Below are 17,382 nucleotides of genomic sequence, written 5' to 3'. Positions count from 1 at the left end.
ATGGCAATGCATCCGTCGTCCCGGCACTGGCAGGACCAGCTCATGGTCGTGATCGGCGTCTGGCTGTTCATGTCGCCCTGGGCGCTCGGCTATCCTTCCTATTCGCCCCCGGCGATCAACGCTTACATCGCGGGCGCGATCATCGCGCTGCTGGCCGCATTCGACCTGGTCAGGACCTATGTCTGGGCCGTGCTGCTGAATATCGTCGTGGGGGTGTGGGTGGCGGTCTCGCCCTGGCTGGTCGGCGTCGTGCGCGACCCGGCCATGACCTGGAGCCTGGTCCTCGCGGGCATCGCGACGGTCGTACTGGGGGTATGGGAGCTGCGCACGGATCCGGAGCTGCACAGCCAGTGGACACGTTCCGGTGCCACGTAGGGTGGGCGGGTTTCCCGCCCACGCGGTGATCGCTCAAGGCTCCGATTTCACACGCGATGATCTTGCTGCTAACTATCATCGCGTGGGGTAATCCGGGCCAGTGGCCCGGATTACGAGCCGCCCACCCTACATCGCGTAGCGAACGACCTTGTCGCTCCACTCGAAGGCCGAGATCTCGAGCTCGGCCAGGTCGTCGCCATCCATCGACAATTCGTGCAGCGCCGGCGCCACCTCGTCCTGCGCATCGTCCATGCGTTCGATCGACTCGGCCAGGCGCAGCAGCTCGCCGAAGAAGCCGCGGCGCACCAGCAGCGCATGGCGCACTTCGTCGATCACCGGGATCTGTTCCACGATGTCCTGCATCGGGATGCAGAACAGGGTGTCCATCAGCGACATCATGCCCACCGTGAAGGCGATCTCCGCCACGTTGCGCTGGCCGGGACGCAGGCGCTGCGCCAGCAGTTCCATCAGGCGCGCGCGGGTAGTGGCCAGCATCAGGAGCGGGCTGAGGTTGTGGCCGCGCACGCCAGGCTCGGCGTACAGCAGGATCTGCAGCCAGCGCTGCAGCTGGCGGCGCCCCAGCAGCATCAGGGCCTGGCTGACCGACTCGATCTTGCGCCCTGCCCCGGCCGCCGGCGTATTCACCAGGCGCAGCAGGTTCAGGCCGAGCGTCACGTCCTTCTTCACGGCGCGCTCGATCTCGGCATTGTCGGCGTCCGATGTCACCAGGTTCAACAGGTCCAGCACCGCCGCCTGCGACGGCGACAGCTTGCGGCCGGCGATCACGGTCGGCTTGGCAAAATAATAGCCCTGGAAATAATCGAAGCCGATGTCCAGGCAGGTGCGGTATTCGCTGTGGGTCTCGACCTTTTCGGCCACCAGGCGCTTGCCGGTGCCGCGCAGGCGCGGCGCCAGCGACAGCAGGGTCACCACCGGCAGTTCGCGCAGGTCCATCTTGACGTAGTCGATCACCGGCAGCAGGCGGGACAAAGCGGCGCCATGGGCCGAGGCTTCCGCCGCGAAGCGAAAGCCGTGCTGCGACAATTCGGTCATGCGCCCGATGACGGCGTCGTTCGGCTCCACCGAGCGCACGATCTCGAGCACGGTGCGCTCGCGCGGCAGGAAGGCGAACATGTCGCTGTGAAGCACGTCGGTGTCGACGTTCAGGAAGGCGGTGGCGTCGCCGATCGCGCGCGGCAGGCCCAGTTGCGAAGCATGGTGAATCACGCCGGCGCTGGCGGACAGGCCGGAATCGATCTCTGCCTTCCCCTGGGCGTTGCCGCGGAACAGCAGCTCATAGCCGAACAGCGCCTGGTTACGGTCGAGCACCGGCTGGCGCCCGAGGTAGAAGTTGCGCAGTTTCAGCGGCTGGTCATGGCTGGCGGTATCGGTCATGTCGTCTGGATGGGCTCGCGAACATGGCTACTTTACCGTATCCGCCCCTGTTAGTGGATTATTGGCATTAACTTATCAATGGAATGATAGCTTTTTGCCATTATTGTGGCAGCCCATCCACGAACAGCTTGAGTTCGCCGGGTGCGAAGGGAGTCCAGGTCTCGTTGTTGGTCAAGGGCTCGGTCACGATGATGGCGACCCGGTCGTTCGGCGTGGTCACCTGCGAGAAGTCGACCGAGAGGTCTTCGTCCGACAGGTGCGCCGCGGCAAACGGATACTGGCGCACGATGTAGCACAGCTTGGTCGAGCAGTGGGTGAACAGCGCAGTGCCGTCCGAGAGCATCATGTTGAAAGTACCATGGGCAGCGATCTGCGGCACCAGTTTTTCGAGCGCGGCGCGCAGTTCGGTAAGCGAGGGCGCGCTGCGCGATGAACCGTCGCCGAACTCGTCGCGCAGGCTCTGCATCAGCCAGCAGAAGGCCAGCTCGCTGTCGGTCGTGCCGACCGGGCGGAACGGACCGTGCAGCACTGGGGCGAAGTCCTTCAGGTCGCCATTGTGGGCGAACACCCAGTAGCGTCCCCACATCTCGCGCACGAAAGGATGGCAGTTCTCGAGCGCGACCTGGCCCTGGGTGGCCTTGCGGATATGGGCGATGACGTTGGTGGACTTGATCGGGTAACGCTTGATCAGTTCGGCGATCGGCGAAGCGACGGCGGCCTGGTGGTCGACGAAATGGCGTACGCCCTTGCCTTCGAAGAAAGCGATGCCCCAGCCATCATGGTGGGTATCGGTGCGTCCGCCGCGATGGGCGAAGCCGGTGAAGGAGAAAACGATGTCCGTGGGGACGTTGCAGTTCATTCCGAGGAGTTGGCACATGGCGCGCAGCTTAACACGCCCAGAGGTGCCGGTGGAGCTACTACGTCCCGGAACCGTAGTAGCCCTTCTGATGAATTAGTGCAGCACGACCGGCTGGCTCATCAGGGTGTCGTAGGATCCCAGGAAGTCGTCGATTTCTTCCATGGTCGGCTCGCTGGCGATGAGGTTGTTCACATCGCGGCGGAAAGATTGAGCCAGTTTGCCGCCGATGAACGCTTCGCGCCGGCCGGCCTTGTCGACGATCTCGTATCCGCCGAAGCGCAGGGCTTCGAGGTCGCGATCCACGCCAAATTCGACGACGCTGTACTGTTCGCTGTTATAGATCATGTTCATGATGACTCCTTCTCTCGATCAGAGTGAGGGGTGTCTCGGTTTTCCGAGCCACCCGATAGTGAACCAACCGCTTGGCGGCAGGCAGTTGGCTGATCACTTCGGTTAAGAGGTGGGGCTTGCTGAACCGATTTCAAGGACACGCTGTGTAAGCAAAGATGTCAAGCTTGCAGGGTCGGGTTCAGTGCCAACAGCTGATCGTATGGCGCTGCTTGCAGCCACGATCGCAACTGATCAAGATGCTCACTGCTCGCCACACCGATGAACAGGCGTTCCGGGCCTTGGCGCAACAGTCGATTTAATGTTACACGCAAAACCAGGTTGCCGGTACAGCACACGCACCCGGGTGCGAGTCGGACAAGTCTGACAGAGGACAAGTCGGGGATGGGTGAGCTGCCTGAAGCAAGCCCTTCGAGGATGACGGCGCTGAAGGGGCCGGTCCGTGCCGCGCCGGCAGGGGCAGCAGGCGATGTGGCGTCGAGCAGCGAGGCGATGGCCGCCTCGCGTGCGCCGGCACTGGGACCGGTGACCAGGGTGACCGGAACGGGTCCGGCCAATCAGACGCCCTTCTTGGCGAGCTTGCCCGGCTCGACGCCGAGCTGTTTGAGCTTGCGGTACAGGTGGGTGCGTTCCAGGCCGGTCTTCTCGGCCACGCGCGTCATGCTGCCGCCTTCGCGGCCCAGGTGGTGTTCGAAGTACATGCGCTCGAAGGCGTCGCGGGCTTCGCGCAGCGGCAGGTCAAAGGACAGCGTGTAACCGGTGCCCTCGCCTTGCGAGATCGCATGGACCAGGCGCGAGCCGTTGGCCATCTGCTGCGGCGCCTGCGCGAACATCGGGGCGGCCGCGACGCTGGCTGCGCCGGCGCCGTTGTCCGACACGGGAACGGCGGCGGCTGCGACCGGGCGCGGCGGGGCCATGGGCGCGCGCGCCACTTCCTGCGCGCGGGTCAGGCCCTGCTGCACGGCCTTGAGCAGCTTCTGCAGGGCGATCGGCTTCTCGAGGAAATTCAGGGCGCCGATGCGGGTCGCTTCGACGGCGGTGTCGATGGTGGCATGGCCGGACATCATGATGACCGGCATGGTGAGCAGGCCATCGCGCTGCCATTCCTTGAGCAGGGTGACGCCGTCGGTATCCGGCATCCAGATGTCCAGCAGGACCAGGTCGGGAGCGCCGGCGGCGCGCGCCTCGCGGGCCTGCTGCGCGTTCTCCGCCAGCGTGATGGCGTGGCCTTCGTCGCCAAGGATTTCCGAGAGTAACTCCCGGATGCCCATTTCATCATCAACTACGAGTATGTTCGCCATCGTTCTATCTTCCTGATCTCTTACCCGTCATACCGCATTTTATGCCGTCTTTTATATTTCGGACAAGTTCGCCTCGGGAGCTAACTTTAACAGCAAAATGAATACTGACGCGCCACATCCGTCCGGACGGTTCCCGATATCGATCCTGCCACCGTGTTCGTCGATGATCTTCTTGACCATCGGCAGGCCCAGGCCGGTGCCGCGCGCCTTCGAGGTGACGTAGGGCTCGAAGGCGCGCGCCAGGATGCGCGGCGAGAAGCCGGGGCCGTTGTCGGTGATCGCCAGGCGCACCGCGGTCCCGGCGGCGCCGTCCGCGCCTTCGTAGTGGATGGCCTCGGTGGTGACGTCCACCCGCGGGGCCGGGGCATCGGGGCCGCGGTCGACCAGCGCGTCCTGGGCGTTCTGCACCAGGTTGTGGATCACCTGGCGCAGCTGGGTGGCGTCACCCATGACCTTGGGCAGGCCAGGCGCCAGCGCGGCGTGGATGATGTCCGACCCGTCCTCGGACAGGTAGAGCTGCAGGATCTCGTCGATCAGGCCGTTCAGGTCGAGCGGCTCCAGCACCGCCGGCGGCGTGCGCGCGTAGTCGCGGAAGTCGTCGACCATGCGCTTCATGGCGTCGACCTGGTTGACGATGGTGGTGGTGCTCTTCTTCAGCAGTTCGGCTTCCTGCGGCGGCAGGCTCGATTCCAGCTTCATCTGCAGGCGCTCGGCCGACAGCTGGATCGGGGTGAGCGGGTTCTTGATCTCGTGCGCCAGGCGGCGCGCCACCTCGCCCCAGGCCACCGAGCGCTGGCCCGCGATCACGTCCGAGATATCGTCGAACACCACGATGAAGCCGCTGCCGGTGCCCACCGGCAGGCGCGAGCCGCGCGCCAGCAGCGTGATGTCGTGCTCCTGCTCGTCGCTGCTGCCGCGGCGCGGGATCTCGATCTGCTGCTGCCAGTGGGCGCGCCGGCGCCGGTCGGTGCTGGCCGCGCTCTGCGCGCTCTGTGCCGAGATCGCGCGCGTGATGCAGTTGTAGAAGGTCTCCAGGCCCGGAATGCTGGCCAGCGGACCGGCCAGCGCCCCCGGCTCGACCTGCAGGATGCGGTAGGCGGCGTCGTTCGAGTTCACCACCCGCCCCTCGGCATCGAGCACGATCACGCCCGCTGACATGTTGGCCAGCACCGACTCCAGGTGGGCCTTGGCGTTCTGCAGCGCCATGCGGTTGCGCTCGACCGCGCTGCGCGCCTCGAACAGCTGGCCGGTCATGGCATTGAAGGAGCGCGTCAGGGTGCCCAGTTCGTCGTTGGTCTCGACCGTCGGGCGCGGCGACAGGTCGCCCTCGGCCACCGCCTGCGTGCCCTCGGCCAGCACCAGCAGCGGCTGCGCCAGGTTGCCGGCGATGAGGAAGGCGGAGCCGATCGCGCCGAAGATCGCCAGCAGCAGGGTCAAGGTCAGGGTCTCGATGTACATCTTGCGCAGGCCGCGCCGGGCCTGGTCGCGCGAGCGGTACTCCTCGGAGGCGCTGCGCAGCACCACCGCATTCGAGGCCAGGTTGACCGGCACCGACTGCAGCAGCTGCAGGTAGCGCGGCTCCATGCCGGCCGCCTCGGGCACCGCCAGCACCACGCGCAGGCGCAGGCCGGTGGCGGCATCGAGACCGTTCTGGTCCGGCCCGTCCGGCTGCGCGGAGGCGTCGCGGTCCATGGTGCCTTCCGGGCGCGCATAGCCCCCCGGCAGCGCGGCCGACTTGAGCATGTCGGGCGTCGGTCGGTCCAGGTCGAGGTTCAGGTTGCGGTCCTGCGCGCTCGATGCCAGCACGATGCCGTCGGAGGTGAGCAGCATGGCGCTTTGCAGCCCGCTGATGTCGTTCACCAGGCCGCTCAGGACGCCCTGCACCATCACCGCGTCCTGGCCCGCCAGCGTGGCGGCGGCGGTCTGGCCGGTGGCGCCCAGTTCGGCCACGGCTTCGTCGAGGGCGGCGCGGCCGAGGTTCAGGCCGGATTCGATCGCGGCCTCGATCTTGACGTCGAACCAGCTGTCGATCGAGTGCGAGACGAACTGCACCGACACCATGAAGATCACCAGCCCCGGCAGGATGCCGATGCCGGCGAACAGCAGCACCAGCCGCGCCACCAGGCGCGAGCCGAACTTGCCGGCCTTGTAGCGCGAATACAGGCGCGCCAGCGCGACCACCACGAGGATCAGGAGCAGCACGGCCATGCCGGCGTTCACGCCCAGCAGCCAGACGTAATAACGGTCGAAGAAGCCGGAGTTGTCGGAGGCCGAGGCCAGCAGGAACAGCAGGATCGACGCGATCGCACCGCCCACCACCAGCGCGTAGCGCAGCGCCCGGTTGAACGATTTACCGCGTACCTGGATCATTCTGCACGGTAGGTGAAGGTCTTCCTGTTGGAGCTCAGGCGCCAGCTCGAATCATTGATGGCGTTGACCTGCAGCGGCTTGGACAGGAAGTCGCGGTCCATGAACATGCGCACCGAGACGTTGTAGACCTCGCCCTTCTTGAGGGCGTCTTTCGGGGCGATCAGCCAGCGCGCCGGCCGCCGGATCAGCGACAGCGCATCGTCGAGGGTATTGAAGGGCTGCGGCACGCTGCCGCCGGTGGTGACGATGTACTGACGCGTCAGCATGTCGTAGGAGATGCCGATGGTGCGCTTGGAGAACACCGCCTTCTCGTCGCGCCACCACCAGCGCGGGCGCGTCATCTCGATCTCGGTGGTGAAGTGCAGCTTGATGCCGTGCTGGACCGCGTCCTGCAGCTCGTGGTTCAGGTCGAAGGCGAACGCGGTATTCAGGCGGTAGCCGTCCTCGCTGGCCTGGATCTCGACCTTGGTGATGTCGATGACCTCGGCCGCCCGTGCCTGCGAACACGCGAAGACCAGCAGCAGCTGGCAAGCGAGGAGGCAAAGAAAACGTAAGGTCACAGGTGCGCCGGAGCCAAAAAATTGAAAGCCGAGGTTGTCTAATGGATCATCGCGCCGTTACTTCTTCTGGAACAGCGCATAGAACAAGCCGTCATGATCCTGCCCGGCACCGCTGGCTGGCAGCAGCTGGCCCGGCGCGTCGAGGCGGATGGCGTCGTGGCGGGCCGCAAACGCGGCAGCCTGCGCCTCCGATTCCTGGGGCCAGAGCGAACATGTCACAAACAACAATTTACCATTGGGCAGCAGCATCTGCCAAAGATTGTCGAGTATTTTGGTAGAAAGTGTTGCAAGTTGGAGCGTGTCGGACTTGCGGCGCAGCCAGCGGATGTCCGGGTGGCGGCGCACGATGCCGGACGCGGTACAGGGCACGTCGGCCAGGATGCGGTCGAACTGGCGGCCATCCCACCAGTCCGTATCCTGGGCCTGGGCCGCGACCAGCCGCGCCGTCAGGCCCAGGCGGCCCAGGTTGTCGCCCACGCGCGCCAGGCGCTGCGGATCGGCGTCGACCGAGGTCAGGTCGACGTCGGCGGCCTCGAGGATATGGCCGCTCTTGCCGCCCGGCGCCGCGCAGGCGTCCAGCACGCGCATGCCGTCCTGCAGGTCGAGCAGCGGCGCGGCCAACTGGGCGCCGGCGTCCTGGACCGACACCACGCCCTCGTGGAAGCCCGGGATCTGGCTGACGTTGACGGCCTGCGCCAGGCGCACGGCCGTGGGCCCTACCTGCTCGGCCGCGAAGCCGGCCTGCGCCAACGTCTCCAGGTAAGCCTCGACACCCGTGCGGCGGCGGTTTACGCGCAGGGTCAGCGGCGGGTGCGCGTTGCCGGCCGCGAGGATGCTTTCCCACTCGGACGGGTAGGCGGCGCGGGTACTGTCGACCCACCATTGCGGGTAGTTCCAGCGCGCCAGCGGCTGCTTCAGGGCTTGCTCCAGCAAGGACTCGCGCTCGCGCAGGAAGCGGCGCAGCACGGCATTGACCATGGCCTTGGCATGGGCGAAATCGGGGTGGCTGGCGGCGGCGTTGACGGCCTGGTCCACCACGGTGAAGGCTTCGTAGGGCGCCTGCGTTCCCGGCGGCGGATCGAGCAGGGTCAACGCGGCCGACAGCAGGCCGCCCAGCATCGGCAGCTCGGGCGCCTTGGTCGTCATCAGGCCCAGCAGGGTGTCGCTGCGGCCCAGCTGGCGCATGCTGCGGTAGGCGATGTCCTGGATCGCCCCGCGTGCCTGCGGCGTCACGTCATAGGCCGTAAATACGCCGGCAAGCGCCTGCGGCAGCGCGGCGCCGCCGCGCACGCGCGCGATCGCATTGGCCGCGCCCAGCAGGGCCAGGGCCAGCGAATCGGCTTTCAGGTCGGGGCGGTAGTCGCGCTGCGGCGCCACCTTCGCTTCATGGCTCTGGCGCAGGCGCGGCTGCGCGGCTGCAAGCTGGTGCGCATGCTCGCGCTGCGGCGCCCGCGCGGGTTCGCGCATGGCTTCACGCTCGGCCGACGGACGGTAGGACGGCTTGGCGGCCGCTGCCTGGCCGGCGCCCTGGGGCCGCTCCCTGCCCTGCGACGACGCGGAACGTGCCGGCTTGGCTTTCGGTTTCAGGGTGAGCGTCGGGCGCTTGTCGGTCATGGCGGGGTCGGTGCAGTGAAAAATGGCCCTCATTGTAACGGCTTAGGCTTTGGTGCCGCTTAACGAAGCTGACAACTTGCCGCGGTGAACATATTGCGCGATGCGCCAAACCAGTATAATGATTGCTGTTTGCCTGTCCGCAGGCCCGCCATTTTTATCAGATCGACATCCCCATGCTCGCCCAACAAAAACAACAGATCGTTGCCCTGTTCCAGGCCGCCCTCGCGCCGATCGTCGCCGGCACCGACCTCACTCCCAACGTCGTATTGGAACGTCCACGCGATCCGAGCCACGGCGACATCGCCTGCAACATCGCCATGCAGCTGGCCAAGCCGCTCAAGACCAACCCGCGCGAACTGGCCACCCGCCTGGTCGCCGCCCTGCTCGCCGAGCCCGGCGCCGCCGGCCTGGTCGACTCGGCCGACGTGGCCGGTCCCGGCTTCATCAACCTGCGCGTGGCCGCAGGCGCCAAGCAGTCGGTCGTGCGCAGCGTGCTCGAACAGGGCGCGGCCTTCGGCCGCGGCAGCGCCGGCAAGGGTCACCACGCCATCATCGAATTCGTCTCGGCCAACCCGACCGGCCCGCTGCACGTGGGCCACGGCCGCCAGGCCGCGCTGGGCGACGCCCTGTCCTCGTTGTTCGAAGCGCAGGGCCACGACGTCACCCGCGAGTTCTACTACAACGACGCGGGCGTGCAGATCGCCACCCTCGCCACCTCGGTACAGGCGCGCGCCAAGGGCTTCAAGCCGGGCGACGCCGAGTGGCCCGAGTCGGCCTACAACGGCGACTACATCGCCGACATCGCCGCCGACTTCCTGGCCAAGAAGACCGTCTCGGCCAGCGACGGCGAGCCGGCCACCGCATCGGGCAATGTCGACGACATCGAATCGATCCGCCGCTTCGCCGTGACCTACCTGCGCAACGAGCAGGACCAGGACCTGCAGGCCTTCGGCGTCAAGTTCGACAACTACTACCTCGAGTCCTCGCTGTACGCGGACGGCAAGGTGGAAGCGGCCGTGCAGGCCCTGGTCGACGCCGGCAAGACCTACGAGCAGGAAGGCGCGCTGTGGCTCAAGACCACCGACTACGGCGACGACAAGGACCGCGTGATGCGCAAGTCCGACGGCAGCTACACCTACTTCGTGCCGGACGTGGCCTACCACATCCAGAAATTCCGCCGCGGCTTCGACCAGGCCATCAACGTGCAGGGCAGCGACCACCACGGCACCATCGCGCGCGTGCGCGCCGGCCTGCAGGCGGTGAACATCGGCATCCCGCAGGGCTATCCCGACTACGTGCTGCACAAGATGGTCACCGTCATGAAGAACGGCGAAGAGGTCAAGATCTCCAAGCGCGCCGGCTCCTACGTCACGGTGCGCGACCTGATCGAATGGTCGGGCAACGGCGACGTGACGCGCGGCCGCGACGCGGTGCGCTTCTTCCTCATCTCGCGCAAGGCCGACACCGAATTCGTGTTCGACGTCGACGTCGCGCTCAAGACCTCGGACGAGAACCCGGTGTACTACGTGCAGTACGCCCACGCCCGCATCTGCTCGGCGCTCGCCAACTGGGGCGGCGACGAATCGCAATTGCCTGGCGCCGACCTGTCCCTGCTGACCGAACCGCACGAAGCGAGCCTGTTGGCCAAGCTGTCCGCCTACCCGGAAATGCTGGAGCGCGCGAAGCTCGAGCTGAGCCCGCACCACGTCGCCTTCTACCTGCGCGAACTGGCCGGCGAGCTGCACAGCTACTACTTCGCCCACAAGTGGCTGCTGGACGACAACGAGTCCCTGAAGCTGGCGCGCCTGGCCCTGGCCCTGGCTACCCGCCAGGTGCTGCGCAACGGCCTGGCCCTGATCGGCGTGTCGGCCCCAAGCAAGATGGAGCGCGCTCCGACCGAAGGACAAGAGTAATCATCGTTTTATCACTACCAAGCGCAACATGACCGCCATTCGTAAGTTCTCTCCGCTGCGCCAGCGCGGCAGCACCCTGACCGGCATCATCATCGGCCTGATCATCGGCCTCGGGATCGCGGTGGCGGTCGCGCTCGTGATCACCAAGGGCCAGTCGCCCTTCACCGACCGTTCCAACAAGATGGGCCGCCCGGCCGACCTCGCGCCGAGCCAGGCGAGCGATCCGAACAAGCCGCTGTACGGCAACCGCGACGCCGCGCGCGAAGCGAACCGCGAGATCGCCGAACGCGCCAACCGCCCGGCCCCGGCAGCAGCGCCAGCACCGGCACCGGCACCCGCGCCGGCGGCCGACGCCGATCCGCTGGGTCAGGCCATTGCCGGCATGCAGGGTGCGGCGCCGGCTGCGCCGGCAGCCACGCCAGCGGCGCCTGCCGCTCCGGCCACCGCTGCCGCCCCTGCCCCTGCCCCAGCCGCCGGCGGCGACGGCTATATCTATTACCTCCAGGCCGGCGCCTTCCGCGACATGTCCGATGCGGAAAGCACCCGCGCCAAGCTGGCCCTGCTCGGTTTCGAAGCGGCAATCACCGACCGCACTACCGACAGCGGCGTGCTGCATCGCGTGCGCGTGGGCCCGTACACCGGACAGGAAACCGTGAACAAGGCGCGCGCCAAGCTGCTCGACAGCGGCATCGTCGTCGACGTCGTCCGCAGCCAACGCTAGGCCTCTCTACCCCGACCGAAGGAACCGCATGAACCCGCTTCGCCGCCTGATCTGCTCCGCCGCCCTGCTTGCCGCTCCTGCGCTCACCGCAGCCTCGCCTGCCGCGCCCAAGGAAGGCGCGGAGTACCAGGTCCTGCCGGAAGCCCAGCCGACCGACAGCGGGCGCAGAATCGAGGTGATCGAGTTCTTCGCCTATTACTGCCCGCACTGCTATTCCTTCGAGCCCTACCTGGCCGACTGGGTCAAGAAACAGGGCGACAACATCGTGTTCCGGCGCGTGCACGTGCCGCGCGGCGCACAGGTGGCGGCGCAGCAGCGCCTGTTCTTCACGCTCGAATCGCTCGGCCTGCTCGAGCAGTTCCACGGCAAGGTCTTCAATGCCTACCACGTCGAGCGCGTCGGCTTCACCCAGGACGAGCAGGTGTTCGACTGGGCCAGCCGCGCCGGCATCGACCGCGCCAAGTTCATCGACACCTACCGCTCCTTCGGCGTGCAGGCCAAGCTGCGCCGCGCCCAGGCAATGATGGAAGCCTACCGCATCACCCACTGGCCGATGATCGCGATCGACGGCCGCTTCCTGACCTCGCCCGGCATGGTCGGCGAATCCGGCAACGTCAGCGGCAACGACGCCCTGCAGGGCACCCTGCAGGTGATGGACACGCTGGTCGCGCGCGCCAAAGCAGACAAGAAGTGAGCTTGCCGGCAGACCGGGTATTCATCACCGGCGCCTCGAGCGGCATCGGCGCGGCGCTGGCGCGCGAATACGCGGCGCGCGGCGCATCCCTCGGCCTGCTGGCGCGCCGCCGCCCGCTGCTGGAAGAACTCGCCGCCAGCCTCCCCCACCCCGAACGCCACCGCATCTACGCGGCCGACGTCACCGACCATGACGCCGTGGCCGCCGCTGCCGCCGACTTCATCGCGGCCAAGGGCGGCGCCGACATCGTCATCGCCAGCGCCGGCATCTCGCACGGCACCCTCACCGAGCGCCCCGCCGACCTGGCGGTGTTCGACGCCGTGTTCGCCACGAACGTGAACGCCACCGTCGCCACCTTCGCACCCTTCATCGCTTCCATGAAAGCCCAACAGGGCCCGCGCCGCCTGGTCGGGATCGGCAGCGTGGCGGGCATCCGCGGCATGCGCGGCGCCGGCGCCTACTGCGCCTCCAAGGCCGCGGTGCACAGCTACTGTGAATCGCTGCGCCTTGAACTACGTGCCTCCGGCATCAAGGTGGTCACCATTGCCCCCGGTTATATCGACACTCCCATGACCCGCAAGAACCGTTTTCCCATGCCCTTCCTGACGCCCGCCGAGCGCTTCGCCGCCCAGGCGCTTGATGTCATCGCGCGTGGTTCCAGCTACCGCGTGCTGCCCTGGCAGATGGGCGTCGCGGCCAAGCTGCTGCGCCTGCTGCCGAATCCCTTGTTCGATCTCGCGTTCTCGCGCGCTCCGACAAAACAGCGCCAGGGGGAAGCATGAACGCCGCGAATATCTTTTCCTTGTCCCGCGCCGGTGTCGCGGTGGAGGTCGTGCCGGAGACCGGTTCGACCAACGCCGACCTGCTGGCGCGCGCCGCGCAGCTCAGCGAGCCGGTGCTGCTGGTCGCCGAGCACCAGAACGCCGGCCGCGGACGCGCCGGCCGCAGCTGGCTCTCTTCCAGCGAGAATTCGCTGACCTTTTCGCTGGCCTGGAGGTTCGAAGGCGGCCTGCAGGGGCTCACCGGCCTGCCGCTGGCCATCGGCGTGGCGCTGGGCGACGCGCTGGGGCAGCTCGGCGTGCAGATCCAGCTCAAGTGGCCGAACGACGTGCTCAAGGACGGCGACAAGCTGGCCGGGATCCTGATCGAGACCCAGTCGGCGTCAAGCGACAGCGGCGGCGGCACCTGGGCCGTGATCGGCATCGGCCTGAACCTCGTCATGCCGGACGAAGTGGAAGCGCGCCTCGGGCGCAGCGCCGCCGGCGCGCCCTGGCTGGCGCGCATGGACCGCGACCAGCTGATGGCCGCCCTGCTCGACGCCCTGGCCGACGCGCTGCGCCTGTTCGCCAGCCAGGGCTTCGCCGCCTTCAGCGCGCGCTGGAACCTGCGCCATGCCTGGCAGGGCCGCGCCGTCGTCATCCTCGACAACGGCAAGGTGCTGCAGAAAGGCCTGGCGGCCGGCGTCGACGATGCCGGCCGCCTGCTGCTGGACACCGCCGAGGGACGCACGAGCGTACTGGCGGGCGACGTGTCGCTGCGGCTCAGCGAGTGAGACGGGCATGAACCTGCTGCTGATCGACGCGGGCAATACCCGCATCAAGTGGGCTATCGCGGCGCCCGGCGCGGCGCTGGGCGCCTGGACGCTGACCGACGCGGTCTCGCATGCCGGACTCGATGGCGCCGCCGATACGTGGCGCCGGGCCGGCGTGGCGCGCGCCATCGTCTCGAACGTGGCCGGCGCCGCCGTGCGCGAACGCATCGCGCAGGCGCTGCCGACCGGAATCGCGGTCGAGTGGTTCGCCTCCACTCTGGAACGCGCCGGCCTGCAGAACGGCTACCGCAACCCGGGCCAGCTCGGCTGCGACCGCTTCGCCGCCGCCATCGGCGCGCGTGCGCTGGCGCCCGGGCAGGACCTGATCGTGGCGACCTGCGGCACCGCGACCACGGTCGATGCCGTGACGAAGGACGGCCGCTTCATCGGCGGCATGATCCTGCCGGGCCTGGCCCTGATGGCCGGCTCGCTGGCCCGCAATACGGCCCAGTTGCCCCAGGTGAGCCCGGGCGAAGGCCCGGGCGGCGCCGCCCCGCCGCCGGTCTTCGGCGACAACACCGACGACGCGATCGTCTCCGGCGTGCTGTCGGCCCAGGCCGGCGCCATCGAGCGCGCCTGCGCGGCGCACGCCGCCACGGCATGCATCGTTTCCGGCGGCGCGGCGCCTTATATCGCGCCGGTCCTCAAGTTCTCCTGCCTGCTGGTCGATAACATCGTGCTGGTCGGCTTGCACGCGGCAGCCGCCTGAGGATGGAGGAGCGCACTTGTTGAAATTCGTATTCTGGGCACTGCTGGCGCTGAACGCCCTGCTGCTGGCCTACGGCCAGGGGTATCTCGGCACGCTCGAGGGTGGCGAACGCGAGCCGCAGCGCCTGAAGAACCAGCTGGCCACCGAGCGCATGTCGATGCTCAGCGCGCTTGAAGCGCGCGCGGCCGCCGAGACCGCAGCGGCGCCGGCCGCGCCGGAAGCGCCGCCCGCCGCACCCGCTCCAGCGCCCTCGCCGCAGGTGGAGACAGTGGCCTGCACCCAGGCCGGCGCCTTCGCGGCCGCCGACGCGCGCCGCTTCGAAACCCGCATCGCCCGCCTCGACCTGGGCGCACGGGCCGCACGCACCAGCGTGCCCTTCCAGGAAATCACCAGCCACCTGGTCTACCTGCCGCCGAACGGCGGCAAGGAAGGCGCCGAGCGCCGCGTGGCCGAGCTGAAGGAAAAAGGGGTGCAGAACTTCTTCGTGATGCAGGGCGACTCGCCGCTCAGGTGGGCGGTGTCGCTGGGCGTGTTCAAGACCGAGACGGCCGCGCAGGGCCTGGTGGCGACGCTCGGCAAACAGGGCGTGCGCGGGGTGCGGGTGCTGCCGCGCGGGCCGCAGGGCACGCGCGCGGCCTGGCAGTTCCGCGACCTGACGCCGGACGAGCGCGCCCGCGTGGCGGGCATTGCCGACGATTTCGCCGGGGTGCAGCTGCGTCCGTGTCGTTGACCGGTCCGGCACGTACTGGTGACGAACAGTGCAGGCGTTCCGTAGGGTGGAAAGATGCCCTGGAAGCGCTTATCGCTTGACGACGATCGGCTTGAGTCCGAACGAGGACGGCACCGCGCGCGCCGCCGCCGCCGCATCCTCGCGGCTGCCGAACGGCCCGCCGTACAGGCGGTTTACCGAACCCACCTTCACCACTTCGAGCTTGCCGACTTCGATGCCGGCATCGATCAGCTTTTCGCTCATGGCTTCCGCGGTGCCCGAGCGGCTGTAGGCGCCGAGCTGGACATAGAAGCTGCCGCGCGGGACCAGCTTGGGCACCACCTCTGCCACGGCCGCGCTGTCGGTGCGCACGCGGTCTTCCAGCATCAGCGTCGTGATTTCCGGCGGCGCCGATTGCGCTTCGGAAGTGGCGACGCGACGCTCCGAGGCCATGCGGATCGGATCGTCCGGGAACAGGCGCTCGACCTGGACTTCGTGGCTGCCCTTGCCCAGCAGGCCGAGCTTGAGCGCCGCCGTGTAGGACACGTCGACGATGCGGCTGGCGTGGAAGGGACCGCGGTCGTTGATGCGCACCACCACCGACTTGCCGGTTTCGACGCTGGTGATGCGTGCGAAGGAAGGAATCGGCAGCGTCGGATGCGCCGCCGTCATCTTGTACATGTCGTAAAGTTCGCCGGACGAGGTCTTCTGGCCGTGGAACTTCACGCCGTACCAGCTGGCGACGCCACGCTGCACGAAGGGATCCTGGTGCAGGATCGGGGTATAGGTCTGGCCGAACACCGAGTAGGGACGGTTGGCCCAGCGCGAATAGGGTTCGGCCTTGACCACCGCATCGGGCAGGTCCATCAGGCCCGCCGGCGGATTCAGACCGGGGCCGTCGTCCTTGTAGTAGCCGCCGCGGCCGGAATTGGCGGGCGGCAGCTTGGGCGGTTCGCCAAGCTTCGCCTTGGGATGCTTCCACGGCAAAGGAATCAAGCTTTTGCGCTCGCCGGTGTCGGTGGTGCTGCAGCCGGTGGCGAAGATGGCCAGTGCGATGACCGTGGCAAGTTGTTTTCTTGGAACGGCCATGCGCGGTCCTTGTTAAATTACGTCTGCACTAGTTTACGATGTCTTTGAATACTCATCAATATACCAGCGCCGAGGCCGAGCGTAATAAAGGCTGTTCCGCCGTAGCTCATGAAAGGTAAGGGAACTCCGACGACGGGCAGGATACCAATCACCATGCCCATGTTGACGAAAGCATAAGTGAAGAACATCATCGTGATCGCCCCGGCCAGCAGGCGCGTGAACGTGTTCGGCGCATTCGCGGCGATCATCAGTCCGCGCCCGATCAGCAGCAGGTAGACGAACAGCAGGAACAGGTTGCCGACCAGGCCGAATTCCTCCGAATACACGGCGAACACGAAGTCGGTGGTCTGCTCGGGAACGAACTCCAGCGCGCCCTGGGTACCCTGGCCGTAGCCCTTGCCGAACAGGCCGCCGGAACCGATCGCGATCTCGGACTGGATGATGTGGAAGCCCTTGCCCAGCGGGTCGGAGGTCGGATCGATCAGGGTCATCACCCGCTCGCGCTGGTAGTCGTGCAGCATCGACCAGGCGATCGGCATCGCCGCCGCGGCCGACACGCCAAGTCCGATCAGCGCCTTCCAAGGCAGGCCGGCCAGGAAGATCACGTAGAAGCCCGAAGCGAACACCATCAGGCCGGTGCCCAGGTCGGGCTGCTTGGCGATCAGCGTGAACGGGACCAGCAGGATTACCGCCGCGATGAGGTAGTTCTTCCAGGTGCCGGCATTGGCGCGCTGCTGGAAGTACCAAGCCAGCATCAGCGGCGTCGCGATCTTCAGGATCTCGGAGGGCTGGATATCGACGCCCACGTGCAGCCAGCGCCGCGCGCCCTTCTTGATGATGCCGAACATCGCCACCGCGATCAAGAGCGCGACCCCGAAGGTGTAGATCGGCACGGCGAGCCGCATCAGGGTTTGCGGCGGCACGTTGGCGGCGATCCACATGACGGCGAAGGACAGCAGGAAGTTGCGGATCTGGTGCTCGACGCGATCCGGGTACTCGGCGCCGGCCGAGGCCATGGTGATCAGGCTGGTCATCATCAGCACGAACAGCACCAGGCCGAGCGGCCAGTCGAAGACCGCGAAATAGGGACGCAGGCGGCGCCGCAGCGAGCGGCGTTCTGGAATGTGCGCCATG

17 protein-coding genes are annotated in these 17,382 nt (G+C 67.3%); 8 read left to right on the top strand and 9 right to left on the bottom strand.

From position 1 onward, the window contains the following. Window positions 1-375 (top strand): SPW repeat protein, encoded by a 375-nt coding sequence (locus tag FG94_RS09650; protein WP_036210995.1) that lies wholly within the window; start codon window positions 1-3, stop codon window positions 373-375. Between the two features lie 126 nt (window positions 376-501). Here FG94_RS09650 and FG94_RS09645 read toward each other — a convergent pair whose 3' ends face one another. From FG94_RS09645 to rsmB, 7 genes are all read right to left on the bottom strand, one after another. Further along, a complete protein-coding gene (locus FG94_RS09645; protein WP_036210409.1) occupies window positions 502-1,770 on the bottom strand; it encodes an EAL and HDOD domain-containing protein in 1,269 nt (422 codons plus the stop codon). A 100-nt stretch (window positions 1,771-1,870) separates the two neighbouring features. Beyond that, complete coding sequence (locus tag FG94_RS09640) at window positions 1,871-2,647, bottom strand: class II glutamine amidotransferase (RefSeq protein ID WP_036210407.1); 777 nt, start codon at window positions 2,645-2,647, stop codon at window positions 1,871-1,873. Between the two features lie 75 nt (window positions 2,648-2,722). Then, window positions 2,723-2,980, bottom strand: a complete 258-nt coding sequence (locus FG94_RS09635) for a DUF3567 domain-containing protein (RefSeq protein ID WP_027865841.1) — start codon at window positions 2,978-2,980, stop codon at window positions 2,723-2,725. A gap of 554 nt (window positions 2,981-3,534) precedes the next feature. Next, window positions 3,535-4,278, bottom strand: a complete 744-nt coding sequence (locus FG94_RS09630; protein WP_036210405.1) for a response regulator — start codon at window positions 4,276-4,278, stop codon at window positions 3,535-3,537. Window positions 4,279-4,329: 51 nt separating this feature from the next. After that, on the bottom strand, window positions 4,330-6,648 hold the full coding sequence (locus FG94_RS09625; protein ID WP_036210403.1) for an ATP-binding protein: 2,319 nt from the start codon (window positions 6,646-6,648) through the stop codon (window positions 4,330-4,332). Next, window positions 6,645-7,208, bottom strand: coding sequence for a DUF4390 domain-containing protein (locus FG94_RS09620; protein ID WP_036210401.1), 564 nt, complete (start codon window positions 7,206-7,208; stop codon window positions 6,645-6,647). Before FG94_RS09620 ends, FG94_RS09625 begins: the two co-directional genes overlap by 4 nt. Window positions 7,209-7,265: 57 nt before the next feature. Further along, window positions 7,266-8,675, bottom strand: coding sequence for a 16S rRNA (cytosine(967)-C(5))-methyltransferase RsmB (gene rsmB / locus FG94_RS09615; protein ID WP_051996453.1), 1,410 nt, complete (start codon window positions 8,673-8,675; stop codon window positions 7,266-7,268). Between the two features lie 320 nt (window positions 8,676-8,995). Here rsmB and argS point away from each other — a divergent pair, with 320 nt between their 5' ends. The 7 genes from argS to FG94_RS09580 are packed head-to-tail and all read left to right on the top strand — an operon-like array spanning window position 8,996 to window position 15,180. Further along, complete coding sequence (gene argS / locus FG94_RS09610) at window positions 8,996-10,735, top strand: arginine--tRNA ligase (protein ID WP_036210988.1); 1,740 nt, start codon at window positions 8,996-8,998, stop codon at window positions 10,733-10,735. Window positions 10,736-10,763: 28 nt separating this feature from the next. After that, complete coding sequence (locus FG94_RS09605; RefSeq protein WP_036210399.1) at window positions 10,764-11,456, top strand: SPOR domain-containing protein; 693 nt, start codon at window positions 10,764-10,766, stop codon at window positions 11,454-11,456. A 28-nt stretch (window positions 11,457-11,484) separates the two neighbouring features. Then, entirely contained in the window at window positions 11,485-12,150 is a 666-nt protein-coding gene (locus tag FG94_RS09600) for a thiol:disulfide interchange protein DsbA/DsbL (RefSeq protein ID WP_036210397.1), read from the top strand. Continuing rightward, entirely contained in the window at window positions 12,147-12,932 is a 786-nt protein-coding gene (locus FG94_RS09595) for an SDR family oxidoreductase (protein WP_036210395.1), read from the top strand. The genes FG94_RS09600 and FG94_RS09595 overlap by 4 nt, the downstream gene beginning before the upstream one ends. After that, window positions 12,929-13,702, top strand: a complete 774-nt coding sequence (locus tag FG94_RS09590) for a biotin--[acetyl-CoA-carboxylase] ligase (protein WP_036210393.1) — start codon at window positions 12,929-12,931, stop codon at window positions 13,700-13,702. The genes FG94_RS09595 and FG94_RS09590 overlap by 4 nt, the downstream gene beginning before the upstream one ends. Window positions 13,703-13,709: 7 nt before the next feature. After that, a complete protein-coding gene (locus FG94_RS09585; protein WP_036210391.1) occupies window positions 13,710-14,450 on the top strand; it encodes a type III pantothenate kinase in 741 nt (246 codons plus the stop codon). A 16-nt stretch (window positions 14,451-14,466) separates the two neighbouring features. Beyond that, window positions 14,467-15,180 carry an SPOR domain-containing protein gene (locus FG94_RS09580; protein ID WP_036210389.1) on the top strand — a complete coding sequence of 238 codons (714 nt, stop codon included), beginning with the start codon at window positions 14,467-14,469 and terminating at the stop codon, window positions 15,178-15,180. A gap of 69 nt (window positions 15,181-15,249) precedes the next feature. Here the strand turns inward: FG94_RS09580 and FG94_RS09575 are convergent, their stop codons facing one another. Continuing rightward, window positions 15,250-16,248: a septal ring lytic transglycosylase RlpA family protein gene (locus tag FG94_RS09575; RefSeq protein WP_036210387.1), complete on the bottom strand. Its 999-nt coding sequence runs from the start codon at window positions 16,246-16,248 to the stop codon at window positions 15,250-15,252. Window positions 16,249-16,265: 17 nt separating this feature from the next. Continuing rightward, window positions 16,266-17,381 carry a rod shape-determining protein RodA gene (gene rodA / locus FG94_RS09570; RefSeq protein WP_036210386.1) on the bottom strand — a complete coding sequence of 372 codons (1,116 nt, stop codon included), beginning with the start codon at window positions 17,379-17,381 and terminating at the stop codon, window positions 16,266-16,268. Between the last annotated feature and the right edge of the window lies 1 nt (window position 17,382).

This window comes from Massilia sp. LC238, assembly GCF_000735635.1.
Lineage (GTDB): Bacteria > Pseudomonadota > Gammaproteobacteria > Burkholderiales > Burkholderiaceae_D > Telluria > Telluria varians.
This window is presented reverse-complemented; position numbering and strand designations above follow the sequence as displayed.